Source organism: Litorivivens sp. (genome assembly GCF_041624475.1).
Taxonomy (GTDB): domain Bacteria; phylum Pseudomonadota; class Gammaproteobacteria; order Pseudomonadales; family Spongiibacteraceae; genus Litorivivens.
Genome location: NZ_JBFJUX010000002.1, coordinates 234,504 through 256,922 on the forward strand (window position 1 = coordinate 234,504; position 22,419 = coordinate 256,922).

Here is a 22,419-nt window from a genome sequence, read left to right on the forward strand (position 1 = left end):
TCAGCGCGCCTCTCCGAAGCGGATACGCGGGTCAACCAGGGCCACCAGAAAGTCGGAGATGATATTGCCTATCAGAAACAGCAGCGAAGTGATCACCAGTATGCCCAGTACGACCGGGTAGTCGCGCTCGAGAATGGCTTCATAACCAAGCAGGCCGATGCCGTCGATGTTGAAGATGGTTTCGATCAGAAAGGAACCACTCATAAAAAAAGCGATATTGCCGCCGAAGGAGGTGGCAATGGGAATAAGACTGTTGCGAAAAGCGTGCTGCCAGACCGCTTTGGAGCGGGTCAAACCCTTGGCGGCGGCGGTGCGCATATAGTCTGCGGCCTGATTGTCCATCAGCGCGTTCTTCATCATAAAGGTCGTAACCGCAAAGCTGCCCGCCATATACGCGATGAGGGGCAGGGTGCCGTGATAGAAGATATCTTTGAATTTTTCCCAGGTCGATAAATCATCGTAGTCGTCGCTGACGAAACCGCCGAGGGGAAAAATATCCCAGTTGGCCGCGAATAAAGAGACCAGTGCTATACCGACTACATAGCTTGGCAGGGCATAGCCGAGAAAAATAACCGCCGAAGAGGCGTTATCGAGGAAAGAATTGTGATGCAGGGCTTTGCTGACGCCCAAGGGAATGCAGACCAGGTAAGTAATGAATAAGGTGGTGAGGCCGTAGAATATGGAGACCGGAAAACGCTCTTTGATAATGCTCCACACCGGGTCGTGGTAGCGGCTGGACTCCCCCAGATCAAATTGCAGTACGCGCCCGAGCCAGTGAGTGTAACTTTCCAGCAGAGGCTTATCGAAACCGTAGTAGGCCTCCAATTGTTTGATCTGTTCTTCCGAGAGGGTGTTGCCGCTTTGGGTGTCTCGGCGGCCGGCGGATTGCTCGCCGCTGACCAGCGCCGATGTCATCATTCGCTCTATAGGGCCACCGGGTACCACCCTGGTGACGGCAAAAACCAACAGGGTAATGCCGATAAATGTTGGAATAATCAACAGAAAGCGGCGTATGAAATAGGCGCTCATAGAATCCTGTCTGGCGGTATTGGAAGTTAGCGACCGGAGAGCTGGGTCACATCGACATACAAACTAAGCACTTGGCCTGGTTTCAGATATTTGCGGGTATCAATATTGTTCCACTGCGCTATTTCGTCAACGTTAACACTGAAACGGTCTGCAATTCTGGCGAGTGAGTCTCCGCGTCGCACGGTATAGGCCACCCAACGAATTACGCTGCGATTGCTGCGTTCATTGCTGGCAAGGCTGATCGACTTGCTCTGCCAGATCACCAGTTTGCGCCCAGTCTGCAATGGGTCCTTGGGTACCATGTTGTTCCAGCGGGCAAGCTCCTTTACTCCAACCCCGTATTGGCGGCTGATGGTCCACAGGGATTCTCCGGATTTTACCTGGTGGTATACAGACTGTTTGCCGGTACTTTGACCTTTTTGTTGGGCCGAGGCCAGGCGCTGTTTCTCGCTCAGGGAGTAGTGAGAGTCGGCCATCGAGGCTGAGGGCAGCAGCAGTGTCTGGCCAGCGCGAATGGTGTTGCTGGAGAGCTTGTTGGCCGCTTTGATAGTGGCTACATCGGTATTGAAGTGGCGAGCGATCTTGATCAGGCTGTCGCCGGGTTCGACGCGGTAGCGGCTCCAGTTCAGGCGCTGGGAGGGCGGAATCTCGGCCAGGGCGGCTTTGAAGTGGCTGGCGTTCTCGATGGGAATGGCGAGCCGGTGGGGCCCGTTGGGATCAGTTGCCCAGCGGTTATAGCCGGGATTGTAGTGATACATCTCATCAATGCTGATGCCCGCGAGTTCGGCCGCTTGTGCCAGATCGATCTGGCCATTGGTTTCGACAATCTCAAAGGTTGCTTCATTCGGGATCGGCGCAATGCTGATACCTTCCTGCTCGGATTGCTTAATCAGTTGAGTCAGGGCGATCAGTTTGGGAATGTAGGCTTCGGTTTCCTCGGGCAGTGACAATGACCAGAAGTCCGTGTCCCGGCCGGCCTTGCGATTGCGGCGAATCGCACGGTTTACGGTGGTGGCGCCGGAGTTGTAGGCGGCCATGGCCAGTAACCAGTCGCCGTCAAAACGCGAGTGTAATTCCAGTAGATAGTCCAGGGCCGCTTCGGTGGAAGCCATTACATCGCGGCGCCCGTCATACCACCAGGTGCGGGGAAGGCCCATGTGTTTGGCTGTAACCGGCACAAATTGCCAGAGCCCGGCGGCGCGGCCGTGGGAATAGGCGAAGGGGTCAAAGGAGCTTTCGATGGCAGGCAGGAGCGCGAACTCCATCGGCATATTGCGCTCGTTGATGGCTTCGACGATAAAGTGCATGTAGCGGCTTGAGCGTTCCGTTATGGTCTGAAGGAACACGGGCCGGTCGCGGTAGAACTCAAAGTACTCCTGAACGCGAGGGTTGTCGCTGAGGTCCGTCAGCTGATAGCCATCGATAATATGGTGCCAGAGGTCATTATTCGTTTCGGGTGCTGGTTCGGTGAGGCCGAGGAGTTTGCAGTCCCCTTTGCGTATCGAACCTTTTGCACAGGTGCTTGGCTTGGCAGAGACTGACTCTTCCTGTTCGGGTTGCGGTGCGCAGCCTCCCAGTGAGACCAGGGAAGCAAGAAGAAACAGCGTTTTTAAATTATTGTTTATGGGTTTGCTCATAAAAAAATACCATCAGTACATACCGCGTCACTGAATGGTTTGCCCGCAAAAAGTTCAGGCAAAACAATCGTCTAAAAGTTATCTTTCCAGCGCCTTATCGCCGCAAAGACTTCAGCTTCCCTGTCGATGTGAATATTAGCATAATCCCTTGCAGAAGCTTGCACGCTCGTTTTGTCGGCCCGCAGGAAGGGGTTGGTCGCGAGTTCTTCTGCGATGGTTGACGGCACCGAGGGCTGGTTTTTCGCCCGCAGGCGATCCACTTCGCGGCTCCGGGCGATCAGTGATTCGTTGTCGGGCTCGACAGCTCGAGCGAAAGCCAGGTTGGCCTGAGTGTATTCGTGGGCGCAATAGACCCTTGTATCAGCGGGCAAATCCTTCAATTGTGCCAATGATTGATGCATTTGCTCGGGCGTGCCTTCAAACAGGCGACCGCAGCCGCCGGCAAACAGGGTGTCACCGCAAAACAGACCGGGCTGATCGGTTTCATTGGTATAGAAAGCGATGTGGTCGAGGGTGTGGCCGGGTACTGCCAGTACGTCAAAGCCGGTGTTGAGGGCGGTAACGCGGTCACCGGCGCAGACGGGCTCATTGATTTCCGGTGCCGACGTTTCAGGGCCGATGATACGCAGAGAGGGGTGGGCGGCTGTCAGCTCGGGCAGGGCGCCAACGTGATCGAAGTGGTGGTGAGTGATAAGCACCCCTGTCAGCTTCAGGTTTTTGGCCTGCAAGTGCCGCTCTACGGGAGCGGCTTCTCCGGGGTCAACGACAAAGGCCTGGCCCTGGGCATTTGACAGGCACCAGATGTAGTTATCGCTAAAGGCTGAAATAGGCTCTATGGTAATCATGCATACTCAGTTTCGGGATTTTGGGGTACGCTAATTGACTGCCGGCGGGAACGCAAGCAAAGTTCCTGCCATGCAGTAGAGCGTTTAGAGTACATTCCAGTCGAGGAGTTTCACTGTGTCCACCTGGCGACGCCAAGCCCCCGATGGGGAGCTGCTGCCGAAACTGAAAGCCTGGTTTGATACCGGGCTTGGGCGGCAGCTGGTCAATGAGGAGCGCGCACTCGTCAAGTCCGCTCTGGACGGGGCGTTCGGACACTCGCTGCTGGAACTGGGCCTGAGTGGTCGTACGCTGACCTCCTGTCCCGAAGCGATTAGGCGACACTACTGCCTGGGGCCTCCGCTGCAACGTGAGCTGGGCAAAAATCTGGATGTACTGACCGGCTATGCTGATCTGCCCATCGCCACTGAGAGTCAGGATGTGGTGGTGGTACATCATCTGCTGGAGTTTATCGCCAACCCCCATAATATGTTGCGCGAGCTGGAGCGTATCACGGTCCCGCACGGCAAATTGTTGATTGTCGGCTTCAATCCCTTGTCTCTGCTCGGCTTGAAGCTGCATGTGCTGGGGCGCTTGTCGAGCGACAGTGTCTGGCAGCAGCACTGGCTGACCATTTCTCGGCTGGAAGACTGGCTGGGATTGCTCGGTTTTCGGGTCGAGCGGCGCTGGTACGGTTTTCATCGTTTGCCTTTCAGCAAGCCCGAATGGCTGACTCGGCCGCCACCGCTCGAACCTGATAGCTTGAGAAATCTACCGATGGGTGGCACTTTTCTGCTTTCGGCGACAAAATACCGCGTGCCGGTCACGCCGGTTCGTCTGCGCTGGATGCGCGACCCCATGGTGAATGTGCGCCCGTTGGGGGCCGCTCGCCAGGGAACCTATAAAATCAGTGAGTAATCAATGACAGTTGAAGTATTTACCGACGGTGCCTGTCGGGGAAACCCGGGGCCTGGCGGATGGGGCGTGTTGCTGCGCTACAAGGGCGTTGAAAAGGAGCTTTACGGGGGCGAGCCGGAAACCACCAATAACCGCATGGAACTGCGAGCAGCCATTGAAGGCTTACAGGCGCTCACCCGGCGCAGTGAGGTGGTGATTACCACGGACTCCCAGTATGTGCGCAAGGGCATTACTGAGTGGATAGCGAACTGGAAGCGCAGGGATTGGCGCACAGCGGACAAGAAACCTGTAAAAAACAAGGATCTCTGGCAGCGGCTTGATGAGCTCAGTCAGAAGCACCAAATTGAGTGGCGCTGGGTGAAAGGCCACAGTGGCCACCGGGAAAACGAAATCGCAGACCAACTGGCCAATCGCGGCATCGACGAGCTGTCAGCCTGATCGCCACGCAAACCAAAACAGGAGTAGTACGTTGAGTCGTCAGGTTGTACTGGATACTGAAACCACGGGTCTTGAACCTTCTCAAGGGCATCGGATCATCGAAATCGGCTGCGTCGAACTGGTAAATCGGCGCTTGACCGGGCGCCACTACCACCAGTACATCAACCCCGAACGTGAGGTGGAAGCGGGCGCGATTGAAGTTCACGGCATCACCAATGAGTTTCTTGCCGACAAACCCGTGTTTGCCGCCATCGCCGACGATTTTATGGAGTTTATCCGCGGCGCCGAACTGATTATCCACAATGCGCCTTTTGATGTGGGCTTTATCGACAATGAGTTGAAGCTGTTGCAGCGCGATGAGCGCACAGCAGATACGTGTCGGGTGATAGACAGCCTGGTCATGGCCCGACAGAAACACCCGGGGCAGCGCAACAGCCTGGACGCCCTCTGTTCGCGCTACGGTGTGGATAACTCTCAGCGCGACCTGCACGGCGCCTTGCTCGATGCGGAAATTCTGGCGGATGTTTATCTGCTGATGACCGGCGGTCAGACCGATCTGGCGCTGGCCGGCGACAATGCCAGTGGCAGCAACGACGGCGGCGCCAGGGTCACCGAAATTCGCCGCGTATCCCCGCAGCGACCTGGCCTGAAGGTCTTGCGTGCCAGCGATTCAGAGCTGGCCGCGCATCAGGAACAGCTTCAGGCCATCGACAAAGCCAGCGACGGCAGCTGCCATTGGCTGCAGAAAACCTGAACTATTTCGTTATGAGGGCTGGGTGTAACAGTTACATCGGCTCATGACGAGCCTCATTTTTTGGCAGTATTCACATCAATCGGCGTATCCGGCTGGTCGCTGGCAGGTAAACTGTATTAGTTTTAATAACAGATACTTATCGCGCACCTTGGATAAACGACAGGCATAGTTGCCGGGCCGGGGCTGGGCGCACAACAGAATAAAAGCCAGCCAACGCCGCTGGCGCGGAAAGGATTACAGATGGCCGTCGTTCGATGTTTTGTACGCGTGGGAGTTGCCAGTGCAGTATGAAGTCCCTGTCAATATGTCTTCTCTGGATCTGGTGTCTGCTGAGCTGTCTGCAACGCTCGACGAAGCGACTGACGCTTTTGAAGATTACATTTCTGAGACGGATAATCTTGACAAGCTGAAGGGCGTGGCCCAGCTCACCTGGCAGATAGCCGGCACCCTCGATATGATTCAGATACCCGGTGCGGCCTTGCTGGCGCGCAATATCGAGCAGGCACTGCAGTCCTGCTGTGACGCCGGGCGCGGCCCCAGCGAAAAGCAGGCCGAAGCTCTCAGTACCTCCCTGTTTGTTCTGCCGCGCTATCTCGAATCGGTTGCTGCCCGGCAGTCAGATATCGCCGTCATTCTCTTGCCCCAGGTGAATGAGCTGCGCACGGCACACGGCAAAGATCCGGTCTACGAGCACGCCCAGCTGGGTATCAAACAACCGCGATTCAGCAGTGATTTCAAGATTGAAATTCCGGTGGCTGCCGTAAAGGTCGATCAGGACACGCTCAAGCGGCTGCGCCATATGTATCAGGTGGGTCTGCTGGGTGTGCTGCGCGACTCGCAGGTGACTCTTCATCTCCGCTTGATGTTTCGCGCGGTACAGCGGCTCTGCGCCCTGATTCCGCCTGGGCCGTCCCAGCGTTTCTGGCTGTTGGCCAATGCTGTGCTTGACGCCTTCCAGGAGCACCGGCTGGCGCTCAATACGACTCGCCGCAGAATCTTTACCGTGCTGGACAAGGCCATTCGCGCGATTGCTGCGGACCCAGAACAGCTGACTGTCGTGCCTGAGGCACCCGGCTGTGAAGAAGAAATGCTGTACCTGCTGCAAATCAGTGACAGTGAGGCCGACTCTATCGCCGGCCGGCTGATCAAATCAGCGGGCATCGCCTCACTGGGTGTCTCCGATCGCGACATGCAGATAGCCATGCGGCGCATGTTTGGGCCGGGACTGGATGCCATGACCACGGTGATTCGAGAACTGCGGGCTGAGCTGCGCAATGCCACGGATATACTTGAAATACTGATGCAGAGCGGCCGCACCGACGACGAAGAGGTGGCTCCGCTGTGTCTGATTCTGGTGCAGTTGAGCGGCATACTGCAAGTGCTCGGTTTGCCAACCCTGTCGCGTTACGCCAGGGCTCAGGCCGAACAGACTGAGGGCTTGAAAAACCTAGACCATAAAAGCACTCAGGCCTTACTCCCTGAAATCGCAGACGCCATTCTCTTTATCGGGCACAGCCTGGACAACCTCGAACGCAACCCCGGTGCAGTGGACGAACTCGACGAGCTCACGCCCGATCGCCAGTTGCAGATCAGCAGCCTGAGTCAGCTTGAGACCTCTCGGATACTGCTTTTTAAGGAGTCCGAGGCCGGCATCAGTCTGGCGAAGCGGGCTATCGGTGCCTATGTCGAATCGGACTATGATATCGCCCATATCTACAACGTGGGCAGCACTCTCGATACTATTCGAGGCGCGTTTCAGATGCTGACCATGAAACGCATTACCGGGGTACTGCGGGCCGCGGTCAACTTCGTAAATGACTTCGTTGAAAAGCGCGATATGCGTACGCCAGAAAAGGCCAGCATGCTGCTGGAAACACTGGCCGATGCACTGATCAGTGTAGAGTACTATCTGAAGGAACTAAGCCGGCATCACCACGCCGATGAAGAGCTTCTGTCGCTGGCAGAAGAGAGTCTGAAAGCGCTGGGCTACCAGTCGAAAGCCGCCTGAACAGCGCTTTTCCATCGTCATAGGATGACTCAGTCATGAGCCTGACTTTGCTCGTTATATGCCTCGTCCTGCTTGCAATTCCTTTGGCCTGGGTTGCGCTGAGGCTCCTGTTCCGGCTGCCCGTGTTGAAGCACTTTGCACAGGGTGCTGTGGCCCTGATCGCGGCGGGCCTAGCCGGGCTGGCGCTGTTTACTGCCTGGGACCTGACCTCTTACCGCGCTTTACTCGAAGAAACGCCGGTAGCCGAGCTGGCCTTCTACCGACAGGCTCCCCAGCAGTATCGGGTGGAGTTGCGCGTGGAGGATGAGCCGCGTGAGTTTCTGCTCTACGGCGACCAGTGGCAGCTGGATGCGCGAATGATCAAATGGCAATCGGTGGTAGCGCGTCTTGGCGTCGACCCGCTGTTTCGGCTGGAAAGAGTTTCCGGTCGCTACGCGAGTGTAGTGGATGAGTTGAACAAGCCGCGCAGCGTTTACGCGCTTGGCGAGTCCCGGGGCCTTGATTTGTGGCACTGGCTGCGACAGAGCGATCAGCTTACCCGGCTGGCAGACGCTGATTACGGCAGCGCCGCCTACCTGCCGATGGCCCACGGAGCCCGGTTTCAGGTATCGATGACCAGTTTTGGCCTGATAGCGCGCCCCCTCAACGCCGAGGCCGCCGCAGCGGTCGCCCAATGGGCGCCTTGACAGGCTGCTCCGCTAACGCGAATATGCGTCGCCCAAGTATTTGAACCCGGAGCAAAATTTGGAATTCCTCTCGGACTACGGTCTTTTTCTGGCGAAAACCGCAACCTTTGTGGTTGCGGCCCTGTTAATTATTGGCATGCTGGCCTCACTGGGTTCGCGGCGGCGCGATCACGACGGCCACATTGAAGTCACGGCGCTCAACGAGCGTTTTGAAGACTGGGAAGAACAGATAAAGTCTGTGGTGCTCGATGAGGCTAGCTTCAAGCAGGAGCGGAAGGCGGCCCAGAAGAAGGCCAAGGCCGAACGTAAGGCCAAAAAGAAAAGTGGGGAAGACGAGCAGCCTAAGCCGCGCCTGTTTGTGCTCGACTTTGATGGCGACGTAAAGGCCTCTGACGTTGAGCACCTGCGCCACGAAATCTCTGCCGTGCTGACCCTGGCCAAGGACAGCGACGAAGTTCTGGTTCGCCTCGAAAGTGCCGGAGGTATGGTGCACAGCTACGGACTGGCAGCTTCTCAGCTGGCCAGGATTCGCAGTCACGGTATCCCGCTGACGGTAGCCGTGGACAGAGTTGCCGCCAGCGGCGGCTATATGATGGCCTGTATTGCCAATACGATTCTGGCGGCCCCCTTTGCAATTCTCGGCTCTATCGGGGTAATTGCTCAGCTCCCCAACTTTCATCGTCTGCTGAAACAGCACAACGTGGATTTTGAGATGCATACGGCAGGGGACTATAAACGAACCTTGACTGTATTCGGCGAGAACACGGATGAGGGTCGGGATAAATTTCGCGAAGAACTGGAAGAAACCCACGTCCTGTTCAAGCGGTTTGTTGCGGAAAACCGGCCTCAGGTTAACATCGAGAAAGTCGCCACCGGTGAGGTCTGGTACGGCACTCAGGCGTTGGACGAAAATTTGGTGGATGTCATTTCGACCAGTGACGAGTATATTCTGCAGAAACGCACAGCGTGTGACCTGTTCGAAGTAAAATACGTTGCCAGAAAAACGCTGGCAGAGAAAGTAGGTGTTGCCGCACATGGGGCACTGGATACTGTGCTTGGAAAATGGATTTCACGTTTGAGCCAACGACCCCTGGTCTGAGGCCAAAACGCTAGAGGTACTGCGTGGATTGTCGTAATCATTCCGGCCTGACTCTTCTTGAAATACTGATACTGCTGCTGGTTTTCGCCGGGCTTGCAGCACTGGTATATCCCGTGGTGGTAGAACGCCTCGACGACTACCGGGTAGAGCAGGCTGAGGCCGATCTTGAAGCGCTGTCGTCGGCGCTTGAGAAATACAAGCTCGACAATCACTTTTATCCCACCACAAAGCAGGGCCTGCAGGCTCTGATCGCGCACCCGACATCGGGCCCGATACCCAAAAACTGGAGCCCCGGGGGCTATCTCAGCCGCGGCGTCGTGCCGCTCGACCCCTGGGGGCAGGCCTATCACTACCAGAGTCGGGAGGATGGGCGCTACTACGAACTAAGCACCCTCGGCGAGGATAATAAGCCGGGCGGAGAGGGTGTAGCAGCGGATATTAAAGTGAGCCGTTAGATTTCCGCGCCTTGTACTTTCCGCCCTGTCGTATCTGTGTTAAGAAGTAGTCAAATAACAAGGCAGATACTGCAGGAAGGTCCATGAAACAACTTGGCGTACTCGACACCGCCTTTATCAATCTCGAACAAACCAATACCCCTCAGCATATCGGCGGTCTCGGCATTTACGATCCTTCCACCGCTCCCGGTGGCTTTGTCCGCTTTAAGCAGGTCATAGCCAGTTTTGAAAAAAGGCTGCACCGGCTGCCGCTGTTTCGAACCCGTTTGCATCCGGTGCCCGGTAACATCGATCGACCATACTGGGTCGTCGATGAAAACTTCGATGTCGAGTTTCATTTGCGCCATATCGCCTTGCCGCAGCCGGGCGATTGGCGCCAGCTCTGTATTCAAATAGCCAGGCTGCATTCGCGGCCGCTGGATATGTCCCGGCCGCTGTGGGAAGCCTACATAATTGAAGGTCTCGATAATATCGCCGAATTGCCGGAAGGCAGCTTTGCGGTCTACACAAAAATGCACCATGCTCTGGTGGACGGGGCCGGCGGCCAGTCCTTTATGGCGGCGCTGCACGATCTCGAACCGGATCCGGAAGAGAGCTCTGATTTTCAGCTATATCAGCCGCCGATCGTTATCGATCACAAGCCCAATTCCGGTGAGTTGCTGGCCAGGGCAATGGTCAACCAGACCAAAAACACCCTGTCGCTGGCCTCTGGGGGCGTATCGCTGGTGCGGGATTTCGCCAAACTGGGTTACGGCATTTTTAAAAAGTCGGTACCTCTGCCGGATATTAACGCCCCGAAGACCCGCTTCAATACCCCGGTTGGCAGCCATCGCGCCTTTGAGGCAACCACTTTTCCGCTGGATGATTTCAAGGCCATCAAGAATGCTTTTGGCGTCAAAATTAACGATGTCGCCCTTGCGGTAGTCTCCGGAGCCATGCGGCGCTATCTCGACCATCTTGGCGAGCTGCCGGAGGAATCCCTCGCAGCGGGTGTGCCCATGAATATGCGCTCCCGGCGCGGTGAGAACGAAGACAACAATCAGGTGGGCTCTGTGTTCTGCAAGCTGCACACGAATATTGCCGACCCGGTGGAACGACTGCAGGCGATTCAGCAAAGTGCGAGCGATGCCAAGGAGTTTGGCGAAAAATCTCCGTTGGTTGATGCGATGAAACTGGTGGGTGTTTTTTCGCCCTGGTTTGCTCACGGTGGGGCAAAGCTATACTCGTCGGGCAAGATAAGTCGGCATATGCCGGTCAATATCAGTACAGTCGTAACCAATGTCCCTGGCGCAAATTTTGACCTTTACTGCGCCGGGGCGCGACTGGTGCGTTATCACGGATTGGGGGTTCTTACGCCCGGTGTCGGACTGTTTCACGCCGTATTTTCTTTCGGCAACGCAGTAACAATCTCAATTCTCGCGGACCGCGAACAGCTCGAAGATCCCATGCGCTACCGCGAGTTTGTTGAAGAGTCTTTTGCCGAGCTCAAGGCAGCAGCGGAAAAAGTCAGCGCCTCGCCGACGCCGCGTCGCAAACGAAAAACCTCAACGGCAAACTGATTTATCTTATGAGTGAAAGACTTTGGGACACATTGATCTGCAATGCGCTGGTATTTGATGGCAGCGGCAATCCACCCTGTACGCAGGATCTGGCGATAACTGACGGAAAGATTGTGGCGCGGGATGATTCCCTGCCGCAAAGTCGCGCCCGAGAAACTGTCGATGCCAGCGGCCAGTGGCTGCTGCCGGGGATGGTCGATATTCATACCCACCTCGATCTGGAGGTCGAGGTGAATCCAGGGCTGGGCGAGGCGGTGCGTCACGGCACCACTTCGGTGGTTGTAGGCAACTGCTCATTGGGCACTGCCTTTGGCGCCCAGGAAAAAAACGGCGAAAGTCCGGTCATCGACTGCTTTACGCGCGTTGAAAATATGCCCAAACGGGTGCTGCAAAAGTGCGTCGACAACATGCACTGGGACAATACTGCAGATTATCTCCGCCATTTCGAAGAGCTGCCGCTTGGCCCGAATATTGCGCCGCTTTTGCCGCACTCCATGCTCCGCGCCGAGGTCATGGGGGTTCACGACAGCGTAACCCGGCCGCCGACGCAGCAGGAACTTGAGGCCATGCTGGCACTGACTCGGGAGGCGATGGATCAGGGCTATATCGGCTTTTCCACCGACAGCATCATTTTTCATTACCTGGCAAACGACCCCCATAAGGAAAAACGCATACCGACCCAGTTTGCGTCGGAGGATGAACTCAAAGCCCTTCTCAATATTGTGCGGGACTACGACCGGGTTTGGCAGGCGACGCCCGACAGCAAACATCTGCTGACTACGCTGCGGCGGTTCTTCTGGACCTCGGGCAGATTGTTTGGCAAACCGCTGCGAGTCAGCGCGCTGACAGCACTGGATTTCAAATCCACGCCCGGTGTCTGGAAGCGCTTGTTGCGACTGGCCAAACTGCTGAACTCGCCATTGCTTAAGGGGCGCTTCCATTTTCAGGCCCTGTCGACCAATTTCAGAATGTGGGGCAATGGCGTGCAGGCGCCCATATTTGAAGAGCTCGAATCGACCCGTGCGCTGATCGCCTATGAAGTCGACGACGTTGAAGGGCGCCGCGCGCTGATGGAAACCAGCGAATGGCAGGAGCAGTTTCGCAAGGACTGGCAGTCCGTTTCACCGGAATCTGCAAGCTGGCTGACCCGGATCGGCGTTCCGACCGCCACCTTTCAGCTTGATCCGGAGGATATTCATATCGACCCGGTCACACCGGTTGAAAGTTGGCACAACCACAAACTGTCGAGCATTTTTGCGCGTTTTCAGAAATACCGCAGGGGCGAGACCGGCCCTGCCTGTGAAGCGGAGGCGGAAGTGTTCGACAGTGCGCCTGATGATTGCGGTTCGCTTGCGGATTTTTTTGCCCACTGTCTGCGCCGTTTTGATCTCAAGTTTCGCTGGTGGCTGGATGTCGCCAATCTCGATCCAGAAATTACGGAACAGATTCTGTTCGACGACAATACGCTGCCGGGTTTTAACGACAGCGGAGCTCATATTACCAACCTCGCGTTTTACGATGGCAACCTGTTGACCCTGCAGATTGCCCAGCGCCGGGGGCTGGAAAAAGTGGCTCACGCTGTGCACCGGCTTACCCGGGCGCCGGCTGACTTTTTCAATCTGGATGTCGGCACGCTGGAGATCGGTGCGCAGGCTGATCTGGTGCTAATCAACCCGGAAAATCTAAAAAAATACGACTCCAATGCCAGTCGTGAGCTGGTATACAACCCTCACTTTGAGCACGATGTGCTGGTGAATCGCTCTGATGGTGTGGTGGAGCAGGTGTATATTCGCGGCTGTCGGGTATGGGAGGAAGCCGGGCGGTTTACCGACTCCTTGGGCTCTGAAACCCTGGGTAGGGCGCTTACCGCTCGGCATAGCACCGTTTAGTATTTCCGCAGTTGTGCCTGATTCCAGTCAACAGCTGGCTGGCTCGGTCTGCGTGGTTTATCTGATCCATAAGATCCCCGCACTACGTAAGAAAATCCATTTGGAGATATAGTTATATGATCACTGTTTATCACCTCGCCGTTTCCCAGTCTGATCGCATCGTTTGGATGCTGGAAGAACTGGGTGTGGAGTATAAACTTGAATGGTTTGATCGCGGTGAAGACATGCTTGCGCCGCCGGAGTATCTGGCACTGCACCCCGCAGGCATGGCGCCGGTAGTGAAGGACGGTGACAAACTGCTGACTGAATCGGCGGCCATTCTGGAGTATCTGAATCATCGCTACGGTGGTGGACGGTACAGCGTCAAACCCGAGGAAGAGGATTACGCTGACTACCTCTACTGGATGCACTTCAACAACAACGTGCAGTCGGTGTTTTTCCTGAAAATGGCGCTGGGTGGTGACTTAAGCGCCCAGCCAGATAACATGGTGGCGAAAACCGCCCAGCGTCGTGAGGAGCGTTACTACGCGCACCTGAATGATTATCTGGAGGGGCGTTCCTATCTGGCAGGCGATCGTTTTACCTGTGCCGATATAATGATGATGTTCAACCTCACCGCGCTTCCACTGTTTGGAGGCCGCAGTATCGATGATTTGCCGAATGTTAAAAAATATGTAGAGGGGATATCCCAGCGCCCGGCCTACCAGAAGGCTATGGCGATCGCGGGGCCGGGCGCGTCGCGACCGGACTAATCCGGGGCTATTAAATCGGGGTATAAACAGGCGGGGCGTGAATCGCCCCGCAGTTTCATCAAGAGCCTGGTCGGCGCACCGTTTCAAAGGTGCCGTGCAGGTTCCAGCCATCTTTCAGTTCCCCGGCCGTTGAAATGGCCACTTCCTTGGCTTCAACGATGGTGCAGTTACCCGGTTGGAGTACCGTTTTCTTCTTGTCGTATTCAATTTCCAGCGCTACGACATGTCGGGCATCCGGCAAACAGAGCCGCACGTCCCTCGGTGATTTGAAATTAACAACCTCAACATCCGTATTGGAGTTGACCGTAAATTCGCCCGGCTCCTGATACAGTCTTTCGACGGCCTGGCGAAAAGTGCTCTCATTCTCTACCTGAGCTATAGCTGGTGCGCTCAGGGCCGCAGTAATGGCAATAACGGGTGCTGTTTTTGTCAGTTTCATGCGTCCTCCCTAGCTTGCTTGGTAATGAATAGCTAATTCCGTCCAGATTGGCGTACTTGACGCGTTGCACACAGTGATAAGTGTTAGAGCGCAGACCTTCAAGGCGGGTTACCGGAAATGTGTTAACCGGCTCACAGCGATCCAGATCAGTTTTTGTGAATTTTTACAGGAGTGCTGCTGCCGGTACGACAGCCCAGTCAGCGTTTAAATAGGCTCTTTTTCCAGCGCGAGGCTGTCTGCGCTTGCTTGGAGATACCAGAGATGGCTGTCCCAATCGCCCAGCACTATGCGCTCAGCATCTTGGCCGTCGATCTTGAGTGCATGGCGAGCCGGGCGGTGGGTGTGGCCATGTATCAGGCGCTTGCAGCCGTGTTCCGACAGCGCTGTGAGCACTTCGGCGGGGGTGACATCCATGATGTCTTCAGCCTTGTTGCTGGTCGCTTCGCTGCTGGCCATGCGCAATTGCTCTGCCAGTTGCCGGCGGGCGGCGAGGGGTTGCGACAGTAATTGCTGTTGCCATTCTTGGGAGCGCAGTTGCTGCCGCAGCTTCTGGTATTCAGTGTCGGCGGTACACAGGCTGTCGCCGTGCATCAGTAAGGTGGGCGTGCCGTAGAGTTCGATTTTGCAGGGGTCGGAGAGCAGAGTGCCGCCGGTTTCTTCGGCGAAACGCTTGCCGAGCAGAAAATCGCGATTGCCGTGCAGAAAATAGAGCTGGGTGCCGCTATCGCTCAATTTTCTGAAGGCGGCAACGCTGTTACGGGCCAGTGTCGCGTCGTCATCATCCCCCACCCAGGCCTCGAACAGGTCGCCGAGCACGTAGAGCGTTTCTGCTTTTGCTGCTTTATCGTTAAGGAAGTGCAAAAACGCCCGGAAAATATCCGGGCGTTTTTCATCCAGATGCAGGTCTGAGATGAAGAGGGTAGTCATTATTCCGCGACGTAGGCCTTCTCGATTACCACATCCTCTGCCGGGACATCCTGATGACCGGCGGCCATGGTGGTAGAAACGCCCTTGATCGCATTAACCGTATCCATACCGTCGACGACCTTGCCAAATACTGCGTAGCCCCAACCCTGAGCGGTTTTGCTGCTGTGGTTGAGGAAGTCATTGTTCTTCACGTTGATGAAAAACTGGGAAGAAGCCGAGTGAGGATCCATGGTGCGGGCCATGGCCAGCGTGCCCAGCTCATTTTTAAGGCCGTTGTCCGCTTCGCACTCGATGGGGTCGCGGGTGGCCTTCTGCTGCATGCCGGGGGTGAATCCGCCACCCTGAATCATGAAGCCGTCGATGACGCGGTGGAAGATGGTGCCATCATAGAAGCCTTCTTCCACATATTGCTTGAAATTGGCCGCTGTATTCGGGGCCTTTTCGAAATCCAACTCGATTTTGATATCGCCATGATTTGTCTGAAGAATAATCATTTTACCGCCTGTGTTGATCAGTGTTGAAAGCCGCTATAATACCCGCCTTTTGCGTTGGACGCGAAACCCAATCCAACCCTGCTGGAAGAGTGCATGAGCAAACCCGAAACCCAGGCCACCAATTTCGTTCGCGACGTGATCGCGGCCGACATCGCCGCCGGTAAATTAAAGCCTGAAGAGGTTGTCACCCGTTTCCCGCCGGAGCCCAACGGCTATCTGCACGTGGGACACGCCAAATCGATTTGCGTCAATTTTGGACTGGCAGAGCAGTTCGGCGGTCGCTGCAACCTGCGTTTTGACGACACCAATCCCGCCAAGGAAGAGCAGGAGTACGTGGATGCAATCAAAGAGGATGTGCGCTGGTTGGGTTTTCAGTGGGCCGGCGATGTGCGCTTTGCCTCGGATTATTTCGATCAGTTCTACGAGTGGGCCCAGCATCTGATTCGCGCGGGTTTGGCCTATGTGTGTGACCTGAGTGCTGAGCAGGCGAGTGAATACCGGGGCTGGGCGACCAAGCCCGGCAGGCCAAGTCCTTTTCGCGAGCGCAGTGTTGAGGAAAATCTCGATTTGCTGGAGCGGATGAAAAACGGCGAGTTTGACGAGGGCAGCAGGGTGCTGCGCGCCAAAATCGATATGGCCTCGCCAAATATGAACCTGCGTGACCCGATTCTGTACCGAATTCGTAAACAGGCACATCACCATACCGGCGACAAGTGGTGCATCTACCCGAGCTACGATTTTGCCCACGGACAGGAAGATGCCATCGAAGGCGTGACACACTCTATCTGCACGCTGGAGTTCGCCGATCACCGGCCCCTGTATGACTGGTTTCTGGAGCATCTGCCGGTGCCTTCGCGGCCCCATCAGTACGAATTTGGCCGCCTGAACCTGGACTACACCGTCACCAGCAAGCGCAAGTTAAAACGTTTGGTAGACGAAGGGCATGTAGACGGTTGGGATGATCCGCGCATGCCCACCATTCACGGCATGCGCCGGCGAGGCTTTACCGCTCGCGCCATTCGCAATTTCTGCGATGCCTTGCCCGTGGCGAAATCAGACGGTGTGGTCAGTATTGCCCAATTTGAATCAGCTGTGCGTGACGATCTCGACAAGCACGCTCCTCGCGCCATGGCGGTGCTGAACCCGCTGAAGCTGGTCATTGAGAATTTTGCCGAAGGTGAGGTGGAAAATCTCAGCGCTCCCCGGCATCCGAAGGAAGATATGGGCGAGCGGCGGCTGCCCTTTACTCGAGAGCTGGTTATTGATGGGGAGGATTTCAGCGAAGACACCTCTCTGTCACGTAAGAAATTCAAGCGACTTGTGCTGGGCGACTATGTGCGCCTGCGCGGCGCTTATGTGATCAAGGCTAATCGGGTTGAGCATGATGCTGATGGCAATCCGACAGTGGTTTTTTGTGAGTTGGTGGAAAACACTGTCGGCGAGAACCCGCCGGAGGGTATTAAACCTCGTGGCGTGATTCACTGGGTGTCGATGAGTGAAGGGCGCAAGGCAACCATTCGCAAGTACGACCGACTGTTTCTCAGCCCTTCGCCAGACAAGGGAGAGGAAGACTTTCTTGCCCACATTAACCCGGCTTGCAAAACGGTTCTGGAAGCGTGCTGGATAGAGCCGGAGCTAGCCGATGCGGCGCCGGAAAGCAGTTTCCAATTCGAGCGGGAAGGCTATTTTGTGGCAGATCGTTTTGACCACAGCCCGGAACACCCGGTATTCAATATGACCATTGGTCTGCGTGACAACTGGTCAGACAAGGCATAGGCATGGCATTAACACTTTACAATACTCGCACCCGCAGCAAGGAAGCGTTTCAGCCGATTAACCCCCAGCGGGTCACCATGTATGTGTGTGGGCCGACGGTATACAACTTTATTCATATTGGTAATGCACGCCCGGCGGTGGTGTTCGACACCTTTTACCGCCTGCTGAAAACCCAGTATCCCGAGGTGGTTTACGCGAGGAATATCACCGATATCGACGACAAGATCATGAAGGCTGCTAAGGACAATCAGGAGTCGATTGCCGATGTCGCCGAACGTTTCACTCAGGCCTATCTGGAAGACATGGTGTCGCTTAACACCCTCAAACCGGACCTGACGCCCAAGGCAACCGAAAACGTCGATGCAATGCAGGCAATGATTGCTACGTTGATTGAGCGTGACCATGCCTATGAAGCCGAGGGCCACGTGCTGTTCGCCGTTGAATCCATGGAGGGCTACGGCAAACTGTCCAACCGCTCACTGGAAGACATGCTTGAAGGTGCGCGGGTAGAAGTTGCGCCTTACAAACGCTACGCCGGCGACTTTGTGTTGTGGAAGCCCTCCGGTGAGGGCGAACCGGGTTGGGACAGCCCCTGGGGTTATGGCCGGCCGGGGTGGCACTTGGAGTGCTCCGCGATGATCAAGGCGCACTTGGGAGATCAAATCGATATTCACGGTGGCGGTCGGGATCTGATTTTTCCCCACCATGAAAACGAGCGCGCGCAAAGTTGCTGCAGCCAGGACGGCGATGAGTTTGTTCGCTACTGGATGCACAACGGCTACCTCAATATCGACGGCGAGAAGATGTCGAAATCCTTGGGTAATTTCCGCACCGTGCGCGATTTGCTGGGTCAGTACAAGGGCGAGGTGCTGCGCTTTGCGCTGCTCTCTGCCCAGTATCGCTCTGAACTGGATTTTTCCAAGGCGCTGCTGGATCAGGCCAAGGCCAGCCTCGACTCTTTGTATACTGCCCTGAAGGACTGCGCAGAAATCAAAGCTGATCTGACCGTGTCATTGGATGAGCAGCCGGCTTACAAGGCCCTGCTGGATGATTTGAATACGCCGATCGCCATTGCCGAGCTGCATCAGCTGGCCAAAGCTCTGAACAAGGCTGAAGCGGCAGATAAGCCGGCGTTAAAAGGCCAGCTGCTGCGCTGCGCCGAGCTTATGGGGCTGCTTCAGGCCAAACCGGAAAGCTGGTTTAAGGACAGCGCGGGCGAAGCGGGAATTTCCGCCGACGAGGTGGAAACTCTGATCGCTGAGCGGCAGCAGTCGAAACTGGATAAGAACTACGCACGTGCTGATGAAATTCGCGAGCAGTTAAAAGCGCAGGGAGTGGTGCTTGAAGACAGTCGTGAGGGAACTCAGTGGCGCCGGGAGTAAGACTTAACCGCTGACGACGCGGTTGCGCCCCTCTTTCTTTGCGCGGTAGAGATATTGGTCGGCAGTGAGCATCGCGGCCTGCAGGTCGCTGTAGTGCTGCGCAACGACCACGCCGAAACTCGCGGTAATCTTTTCGACGAACCCTTCGATATCCAGCTGTTCTACGCGGGCGCGCAGCTTCTCAGCAATTTCCCTGGCACTGTCTTCGTTTGCCCGCTGCACCAGAATCAGAAACTCTTCGCCGCCCACGCGACTGATAACGTCGCTGGATCTCAGGCTGTCGGTCAGCGCCGCGGCAAAACTGACCAGCACGTCGTCGCCTTTCTTGTGCCCATAGCGATCGTTAATCAACTTAAAATTATCGATGTCGCAGGCAATCACCGTCAGGGGAAAGTGAGCACTTTCCTGACGCATGCAGTCGGGGAAGAAAAAACTGTCGAGAAAGCGCCGGTTGGTCAGGCCCGTTAGCGGGTCGGTTACGGCCTCAATGACTTTGTCGGTATGCTGGGTGCTCAGGGCGAGGTGGCTGTGGTGGCGGTAAAACTCACTGATTGCAGCCAGAATCATCAGTGTGATAAGGGCTGCCATGGCCCGAGTAACCTCGGCGGAATCGTAGGTGGCGGGAATGGCATCGGCATTCCCAAGCATAATCAAGAAAACCACCAGCAGCATCACCGACACAGCCAGACCGCGTTTGGCCCCGAGGTATATAAACTGGATAAACAGCAGGGGGAATACCCAGAAAAGCCCGCTGTTGTTTTCCCCGCCGGTGTATACCAGCGCAATGCTGAGTGCGGCGACCAGGGCACTGGCTATCGCCACGCCCAAATCGACCCGCTGCGTTATGCGAACGTAAATGAAGGTGAGCCATACCCCGGCAGAGGCTAAAAACAGTGAAATGCGGAGTACCTGATCCTGGCTTTCCAGCTGGCGAAAGGCGAAGAGCAAAAGCACCAGCCCACCTACAAACGTGCTCAAGTTGAACACATAGCGCAAGCGCTTGGCGTCGATATCCTCGGCGGTATCACGGGTGGCGGTGTGCGACAGATCCTTCACGCGTTTCACTACGATCTACTCCGCTGATTCCTTGCGGGAAATATATTGTTACAGACGGAGACTAAGGGGTTTCCTATAGCGGTATACCGCGATTGCGGTGATGACTCCGAACGTATTTGCAAGCGCGTCGAGCAATGACGCATGGCGCCCGGGAATCAGCAATCCCTGACAGGCCTCAATGACTATGCCATACAGTACGATGCCAAGTAAAAGGCTGTGCAGTTTCCGGGTGGGCAACGCCAGGGCGCAGGCGTTCAAGGCAAGCAGAAAATAGGCTGCGAAATGTGCGATTTTGTCGTTGTAACTAATGTGTGGCAGGCCCTCGCTGGGCGTCAGAGAGACGACAGTCAGCGCCAAGATATACCCGATGAAAAGCAGCCGTGGCAGCATTCTACTGTCCCATTTGGCGCAGTTGTTCGTTGCAATGCGGCAGCAAATCTTTGATCGCTCTTTTTTCCTCGCCGCTGCTGAAATCAATCAGCTGATGTTCAACTCTCACCCGGGCAAAGGGGAGGGGGATAAGAAATCGGTCCCAAGTGGGGAGCCGCAATCCGCTGCTGCGGCAGCGCAGCAGATAAAGCGGCACGCGGTTTTTCTTGGCGAGCATAATCGCGCCCGGTTTCATTTCATGGCGGGGGCCGCGAGAACCATCAACGGTAAAGATGACCGATTTTCCTCGGGACAGGGCGTCGTTGAGTTCGTAGAAGGCTTCGCGCCCACCCTTGCTGGTCGAGCCATAAACCATCTCAAAACCGGCGCGGCGCGCGATGACCTGAGCCACGGCGTAGCCGTTGTGGTTCAGGGATGCGATAGAGGCTACCGGCTGGCCGGCAAAAAGGCCTGTGGCGGCGACCATTTCATCGTGAAACACCGCGATGACTGAGGGTTTTTCAGGCCTTATAGACGCCGAAAAACGCAGGCTGGACATGCTGGCAAAGCAGAACTCAAAGAAGCCTTGCAGTATCTTGCGGGCGACTTTCTGCGATGTGGTTAATGGCCGTTTTCTTCGCGCCATCAACGGTTACCGGCAATAGCCCGCTCGCCTGACTCGACACTCTGCATGATGAGTGTGTTTATCGTCATCGGGCCGACGCCGCCGGGCACGGGGGTGTAGGCTGCCGCCCGCTCGGTAATAGCTGACAATTCGATATCCCCAACGCCGCCCGGGTGATAACCCGCATCAACCACAACCGCACCGTCTTTGATCCAGTCCCCCTTGATAAATTCAGGGCGGCCTACGGCGCCAACCACAATGTCCGCCTGCCGGATATGCTGATCAAGGTTGCGGGTCCGTGAGTGACAAATGGTTACGGTGGCGTTTGCTTCGAGCAGCATCGCAGCCATGGGTTTGCCGAGTATGGCGCTGCGGCCGACGACGACGGCGTGCTTGCCTTCAATATCAATCTGGTAGTGGTTCAACAGCCGCATAATGCCCTTGGGGGTGGCGCAGCCGTAAGCCTCTTCGCCCATGGCCATGCGGCCGTAACCGAGGCAGGTAACGCCGTCGACATCTTTGTTCAGGCTGATGGCATCGAAACAGGCGCGTTCGTCAATCTGTTCCGGGACCGGATGCTGCAGGAGAATGCCGTGAACATCCGGATTGCGGTTCAGCTCATCAATTTTGGCCAGCAGTTGCTCAGTGCTGGTGGAGGAGGGGAGCTCTACTGCGAGGGACTCCATACCCACCCGGCGGCAGGCGTTGCCCTTCATTTTCACATAGGTGGCAGAAGCGGGGTCATCGCCCACCAAAATGGTGGCGAGAATGGGAATTTTACCCCCGGATTGCTCCTTGAGCCGGGCAACCCGCTCGCTGAGTTGCTGTTCACATTGGGCGGCCAAAGCTTTTCCGTCCAGGACACGTGCCGACATGAAATCTCCCTAACAAGGCAATTTTTTGCGGCCGGTATTGTCGCACCTTGGGTGGAATTGGCCAAGCTTTCGCTCCGGCTGGGTAAAACTTCGCCAAGTGCAGGATATTGCTGTGCTTTATCCGGTCTAAAAGAACAATCAGATAGTAAAAAGCAATTGACGCCGTGGGGGGTGGTGCGTATTATGCGCACCTCCTCTTGCGGGGCAATTTAAAGCTTGGTTTGTCGGGGTATAGCGCAGTCTGGTAGCGCGCCTGCTTTGGGAGCAGGATGTCGGGAGTTCGAATCTCTCTACCCCGACCACTTCTTCGCTTTATATTCGCTTGGAGGGTCCGTGCGCCCGTAGCTCAGCTGGATAGAGCAACGGCCTTCTAAGCCGTCGGTCGCAGGTTCGAATCCTGCCGGGCGTGCCACCGCAATAGAACAAGCCC

At 56.0% G+C, this 22,419-nt stretch carries 22 protein-coding genes and 2 tRNA genes; 14 read left to right on the forward strand and 10 right to left on the reverse strand.

Annotated elements, in window-relative coordinates:
* The 3 genes from ABY734_RS03795 to gloB all read right to left on the reverse strand — a co-directional run bounded on the left by ABY734_RS03795 (window position 1) and on the right by gloB (window position 3,511).
* Window positions 1–1,029: an ABC transporter permease subunit gene (locus ABY734_RS03795; RefSeq protein ID WP_372777642.1), complete on the reverse strand. Its 1,029-nt coding sequence runs from the start codon at window positions 1,027–1,029 to the stop codon at window positions 1–3.
* Window positions 1,030–1,055: 26 nt separating this feature from the next.
* Window positions 1,056–2,666, reverse strand: coding sequence for a LysM peptidoglycan-binding domain-containing protein (locus tag ABY734_RS03800; RefSeq protein ID WP_372777643.1), 1,611 nt, complete (start codon window positions 2,664–2,666; stop codon window positions 1,056–1,058).
* 71 nt (window positions 2,667–2,737) lie between these two features.
* A complete protein-coding gene (gloB, locus tag ABY734_RS03805) occupies window positions 2,738–3,511 on the reverse strand; it encodes a hydroxyacylglutathione hydrolase (RefSeq protein WP_372777644.1) in 774 nt (257 codons plus the stop codon).
* A gap of 115 nt (window positions 3,512–3,626) precedes the next feature.
* On the opposite strand from gloB, the gene ABY734_RS03810 reads away from it, so the two are divergent.
* From ABY734_RS03810 to ABY734_RS03855, 10 genes are all read left to right on the forward strand, one after another.
* Window positions 3,627–4,406, forward strand: coding sequence for a class I SAM-dependent methyltransferase (locus ABY734_RS03810; protein ID WP_372777645.1), 780 nt, complete (start codon window positions 3,627–3,629; stop codon window positions 4,404–4,406).
* Between the two features lie 3 nt (window positions 4,407–4,409).
* Complete coding sequence (gene rnhA, locus ABY734_RS03815) at window positions 4,410–4,844, forward strand: ribonuclease HI (protein ID WP_372777646.1); 435 nt, start codon at window positions 4,410–4,412, stop codon at window positions 4,842–4,844.
* Window positions 4,845–4,875: 31 nt separating this feature from the next.
* Window positions 4,876–5,598: a DNA polymerase III subunit epsilon gene (dnaQ, locus tag ABY734_RS03820; RefSeq protein WP_372777647.1), complete on the forward strand. Its 723-nt coding sequence runs from the start codon at window positions 4,876–4,878 to the stop codon at window positions 5,596–5,598.
* Between the two features lie 280 nt (window positions 5,599–5,878).
* Window positions 5,879–7,606, forward strand: coding sequence for a hypothetical protein (locus tag ABY734_RS03825; RefSeq protein WP_372777648.1), 1,728 nt, complete (start codon window positions 5,879–5,881; stop codon window positions 7,604–7,606).
* 35 nt (window positions 7,607–7,641) lie between these two features.
* The gene (locus tag ABY734_RS03830) at window positions 7,642–8,292 is read left to right on the forward strand and encodes a cation/multidrug efflux pump (protein ID WP_372777649.1); all 651 of its coding nucleotides are present in this window, start codon (window positions 7,642–7,644) and stop codon (window positions 8,290–8,292) included.
* A gap of 58 nt (window positions 8,293–8,350) precedes the next feature.
* Window positions 8,351–9,391, forward strand: coding sequence for a protease SohB (gene sohB / locus ABY734_RS03835; RefSeq protein ID WP_372777650.1), 1,041 nt, complete (start codon window positions 8,351–8,353; stop codon window positions 9,389–9,391).
* 23 nt (window positions 9,392–9,414) lie between these two features.
* Window positions 9,415–9,846, forward strand: a complete 432-nt coding sequence (gspG, locus tag ABY734_RS03840; protein WP_372777652.1) for a type II secretion system major pseudopilin GspG — start codon at window positions 9,415–9,417, stop codon at window positions 9,844–9,846.
* 83 nt (window positions 9,847–9,929) lie between these two features.
* The gene (locus ABY734_RS03845; RefSeq protein WP_372777653.1) at window positions 9,930–11,405 is read left to right on the forward strand and encodes a wax ester/triacylglycerol synthase family O-acyltransferase; all 1,476 of its coding nucleotides are present in this window, start codon (window positions 9,930–9,932) and stop codon (window positions 11,403–11,405) included.
* Window positions 11,406–11,413: 8 nt separating this feature from the next.
* Entirely contained in the window at window positions 11,414–13,294 is a 1,881-nt protein-coding gene (locus tag ABY734_RS03850) for an amidohydrolase family protein (RefSeq protein ID WP_372777654.1), read from the forward strand.
* Window positions 13,295–13,410: 116 nt separating this feature from the next.
* Window positions 13,411–14,046: a glutathione S-transferase family protein gene (locus ABY734_RS03855; protein ID WP_372777655.1), complete on the forward strand. Its 636-nt coding sequence runs from the start codon at window positions 13,411–13,413 to the stop codon at window positions 14,044–14,046.
* A 58-nt stretch (window positions 14,047–14,104) separates the two neighbouring features.
* On the opposite strand, the gene ABY734_RS03860 is transcribed toward ABY734_RS03855, so the two are convergent.
* The 3 genes from ABY734_RS03860 to ABY734_RS03870 form a co-directional block, all read right to left on the reverse strand.
* Complete coding sequence (locus ABY734_RS03860; protein WP_372777656.1) at window positions 14,105–14,485, reverse strand: hypothetical protein; 381 nt, start codon at window positions 14,483–14,485, stop codon at window positions 14,105–14,107.
* A gap of 204 nt (window positions 14,486–14,689) precedes the next feature.
* Window positions 14,690–15,412, reverse strand: coding sequence for a UDP-2,3-diacylglucosamine diphosphatase (locus tag ABY734_RS03865; RefSeq protein ID WP_372777657.1), 723 nt, complete (start codon window positions 15,410–15,412; stop codon window positions 14,690–14,692).
* Window positions 15,412–15,906 (reverse strand): peptidylprolyl isomerase, encoded by a 495-nt coding sequence (locus tag ABY734_RS03870; RefSeq protein ID WP_372777658.1) that lies wholly within the window; start codon window positions 15,904–15,906, stop codon window positions 15,412–15,414. Before ABY734_RS03870 ends, ABY734_RS03865 begins: the two co-directional genes overlap by 1 nt.
* Before the next feature lie 93 nt (window positions 15,907–15,999).
* On the opposite strand from ABY734_RS03870, the gene ABY734_RS03875 reads away from it, so the two are divergent.
* Together ABY734_RS03875 and cysS are read left to right on the forward strand one after the other, a co-directional pair.
* Window positions 16,000–17,682 (forward strand): glutamine--tRNA ligase/YqeY domain fusion protein, encoded by a 1,683-nt coding sequence (locus ABY734_RS03875; RefSeq protein WP_372777659.1) that lies wholly within the window; start codon window positions 16,000–16,002, stop codon window positions 17,680–17,682.
* 2 nt (window positions 17,683–17,684) lie between these two features.
* Window positions 17,685–19,064, forward strand: coding sequence for a cysteine--tRNA ligase (gene cysS, locus ABY734_RS03880; protein ID WP_372777660.1), 1,380 nt, complete (start codon window positions 17,685–17,687; stop codon window positions 19,062–19,064).
* Window positions 19,065–19,067: 3 nt separating this feature from the next.
* Here cysS and ABY734_RS03885 read toward each other — a convergent pair whose 3' ends face one another.
* Genes ABY734_RS03885 through folD form a run of 4 tightly spaced genes read right to left on the reverse strand, consistent with a single transcriptional unit; the run spans window position 19,068 to window position 21,989 of the window.
* The gene (locus ABY734_RS03885; RefSeq protein WP_372777661.1) at window positions 19,068–20,129 is read right to left on the reverse strand and encodes a diguanylate cyclase domain-containing protein; all 1,062 of its coding nucleotides are present in this window, start codon (window positions 20,127–20,129) and stop codon (window positions 19,068–19,070) included.
* 39 nt (window positions 20,130–20,168) lie between these two features.
* Complete coding sequence (locus ABY734_RS03890; RefSeq protein WP_372777662.1) at window positions 20,169–20,510, reverse strand: VanZ family protein; 342 nt, start codon at window positions 20,508–20,510, stop codon at window positions 20,169–20,171.
* A gap of 1 nt (window position 20,511) precedes the next feature.
* Window positions 20,512–21,135 (reverse strand): lysophospholipid acyltransferase family protein, encoded by a 624-nt coding sequence (locus ABY734_RS03895; RefSeq protein WP_372777663.1) that lies wholly within the window; start codon window positions 21,133–21,135, stop codon window positions 20,512–20,514.
* Window positions 21,135–21,989 carry a bifunctional methylenetetrahydrofolate dehydrogenase/methenyltetrahydrofolate cyclohydrolase FolD gene (gene folD, locus ABY734_RS03900; RefSeq protein ID WP_372777665.1) on the reverse strand — a complete coding sequence of 285 codons (855 nt, stop codon included), beginning with the start codon at window positions 21,987–21,989 and terminating at the stop codon, window positions 21,135–21,137. Before folD ends, ABY734_RS03895 begins: the two co-directional genes overlap by 1 nt.
* A 225-nt stretch (window positions 21,990–22,214) precedes the next feature.
* On the opposite strand from folD, the gene ABY734_RS03905 reads away from it, so the two are divergent.
* Window positions 22,215–22,291, forward strand: a tRNA-Pro gene (locus ABY734_RS03905).
* Between the two features lie 33 nt (window positions 22,292–22,324).
* Window positions 22,325–22,401, forward strand: a tRNA-Arg gene (locus ABY734_RS03910).
* The last annotated feature ends 18 nt before the right edge of the window (window positions 22,402–22,419 follow it).

Bases quoted from the DNA above. Each gene is read 5' to 3' on its own strand.
- ABY734_RS03795 (WP_372777642.1), bottom strand. From the start codon at position 1,029: ATGAGCGCCTATTTCATACGCCGCTTTCTGTTGATTATTCCAACATTT.
- ABY734_RS03800 (WP_372777643.1), bottom strand. From the start codon at position 2,666: ATGAGCAAACCCATAAACAATAATTTAAAAACGCTGTTTCTTCTTGCT.
- gloB (WP_372777644.1), bottom strand. From the start codon at position 3,511: ATGATTACCATAGAGCCTATTTCAGCCTTTAGCGATAACTACATCTGG.
- rnhA (WP_372777646.1), top strand. From the start codon at position 4,410: ATGACAGTTGAAGTATTTACCGACGGTGCCTGTCGGGGAAACCCGGGG.
- ABY734_RS03830 (WP_372777649.1), top strand. From the start codon at position 7,642: ATGAGCCTGACTTTGCTCGTTATATGCCTCGTCCTGCTTGCAATTCCT.
- ABY734_RS03845 (WP_372777653.1), top strand. From the start codon at position 9,930: ATGAAACAACTTGGCGTACTCGACACCGCCTTTATCAATCTCGAACAA.
- ABY734_RS03850 (WP_372777654.1), top strand. From the start codon at position 11,414: ATGAGTGAAAGACTTTGGGACACATTGATCTGCAATGCGCTGGTATTT.
- ABY734_RS03855 (WP_372777655.1), top strand. From the start codon at position 13,411: ATGATCACTGTTTATCACCTCGCCGTTTCCCAGTCTGATCGCATCGTT.
- ABY734_RS03860 (WP_372777656.1), bottom strand. From the start codon at position 14,485: ATGAAACTGACAAAAACAGCACCCGTTATTGCCATTACTGCGGCCCTG.
- ABY734_RS03865 (WP_372777657.1), bottom strand. From the start codon at position 15,412: ATGACTACCCTCTTCATCTCAGACCTGCATCTGGATGAAAAACGCCCG.
- ABY734_RS03870 (WP_372777658.1), bottom strand. From the start codon at position 15,906: ATGATTATTCTTCAGACAAATCATGGCGATATCAAAATCGAGTTGGAT.
- ABY734_RS03875 (WP_372777659.1), top strand. From the start codon at position 16,000: ATGAGCAAACCCGAAACCCAGGCCACCAATTTCGTTCGCGACGTGATC.
- cysS (WP_372777660.1), top strand. From the start codon at position 17,685: ATGGCATTAACACTTTACAATACTCGCACCCGCAGCAAGGAAGCGTTT.
- ABY734_RS03890 (WP_372777662.1), bottom strand. From the start codon at position 20,510: ATGCTGCCACGGCTGCTTTTCATCGGGTATATCTTGGCGCTGACTGTC.
- ABY734_RS03895 (WP_372777663.1), bottom strand. From the start codon at position 21,135: ATGGCGCGAAGAAAACGGCCATTAACCACATCGCAGAAAGTCGCCCGC.
- folD (WP_372777665.1), bottom strand. From the start codon at position 21,989: ATGTCGGCACGTGTCCTGGACGGAAAAGCTTTGGCCGCCCAATGTGAA.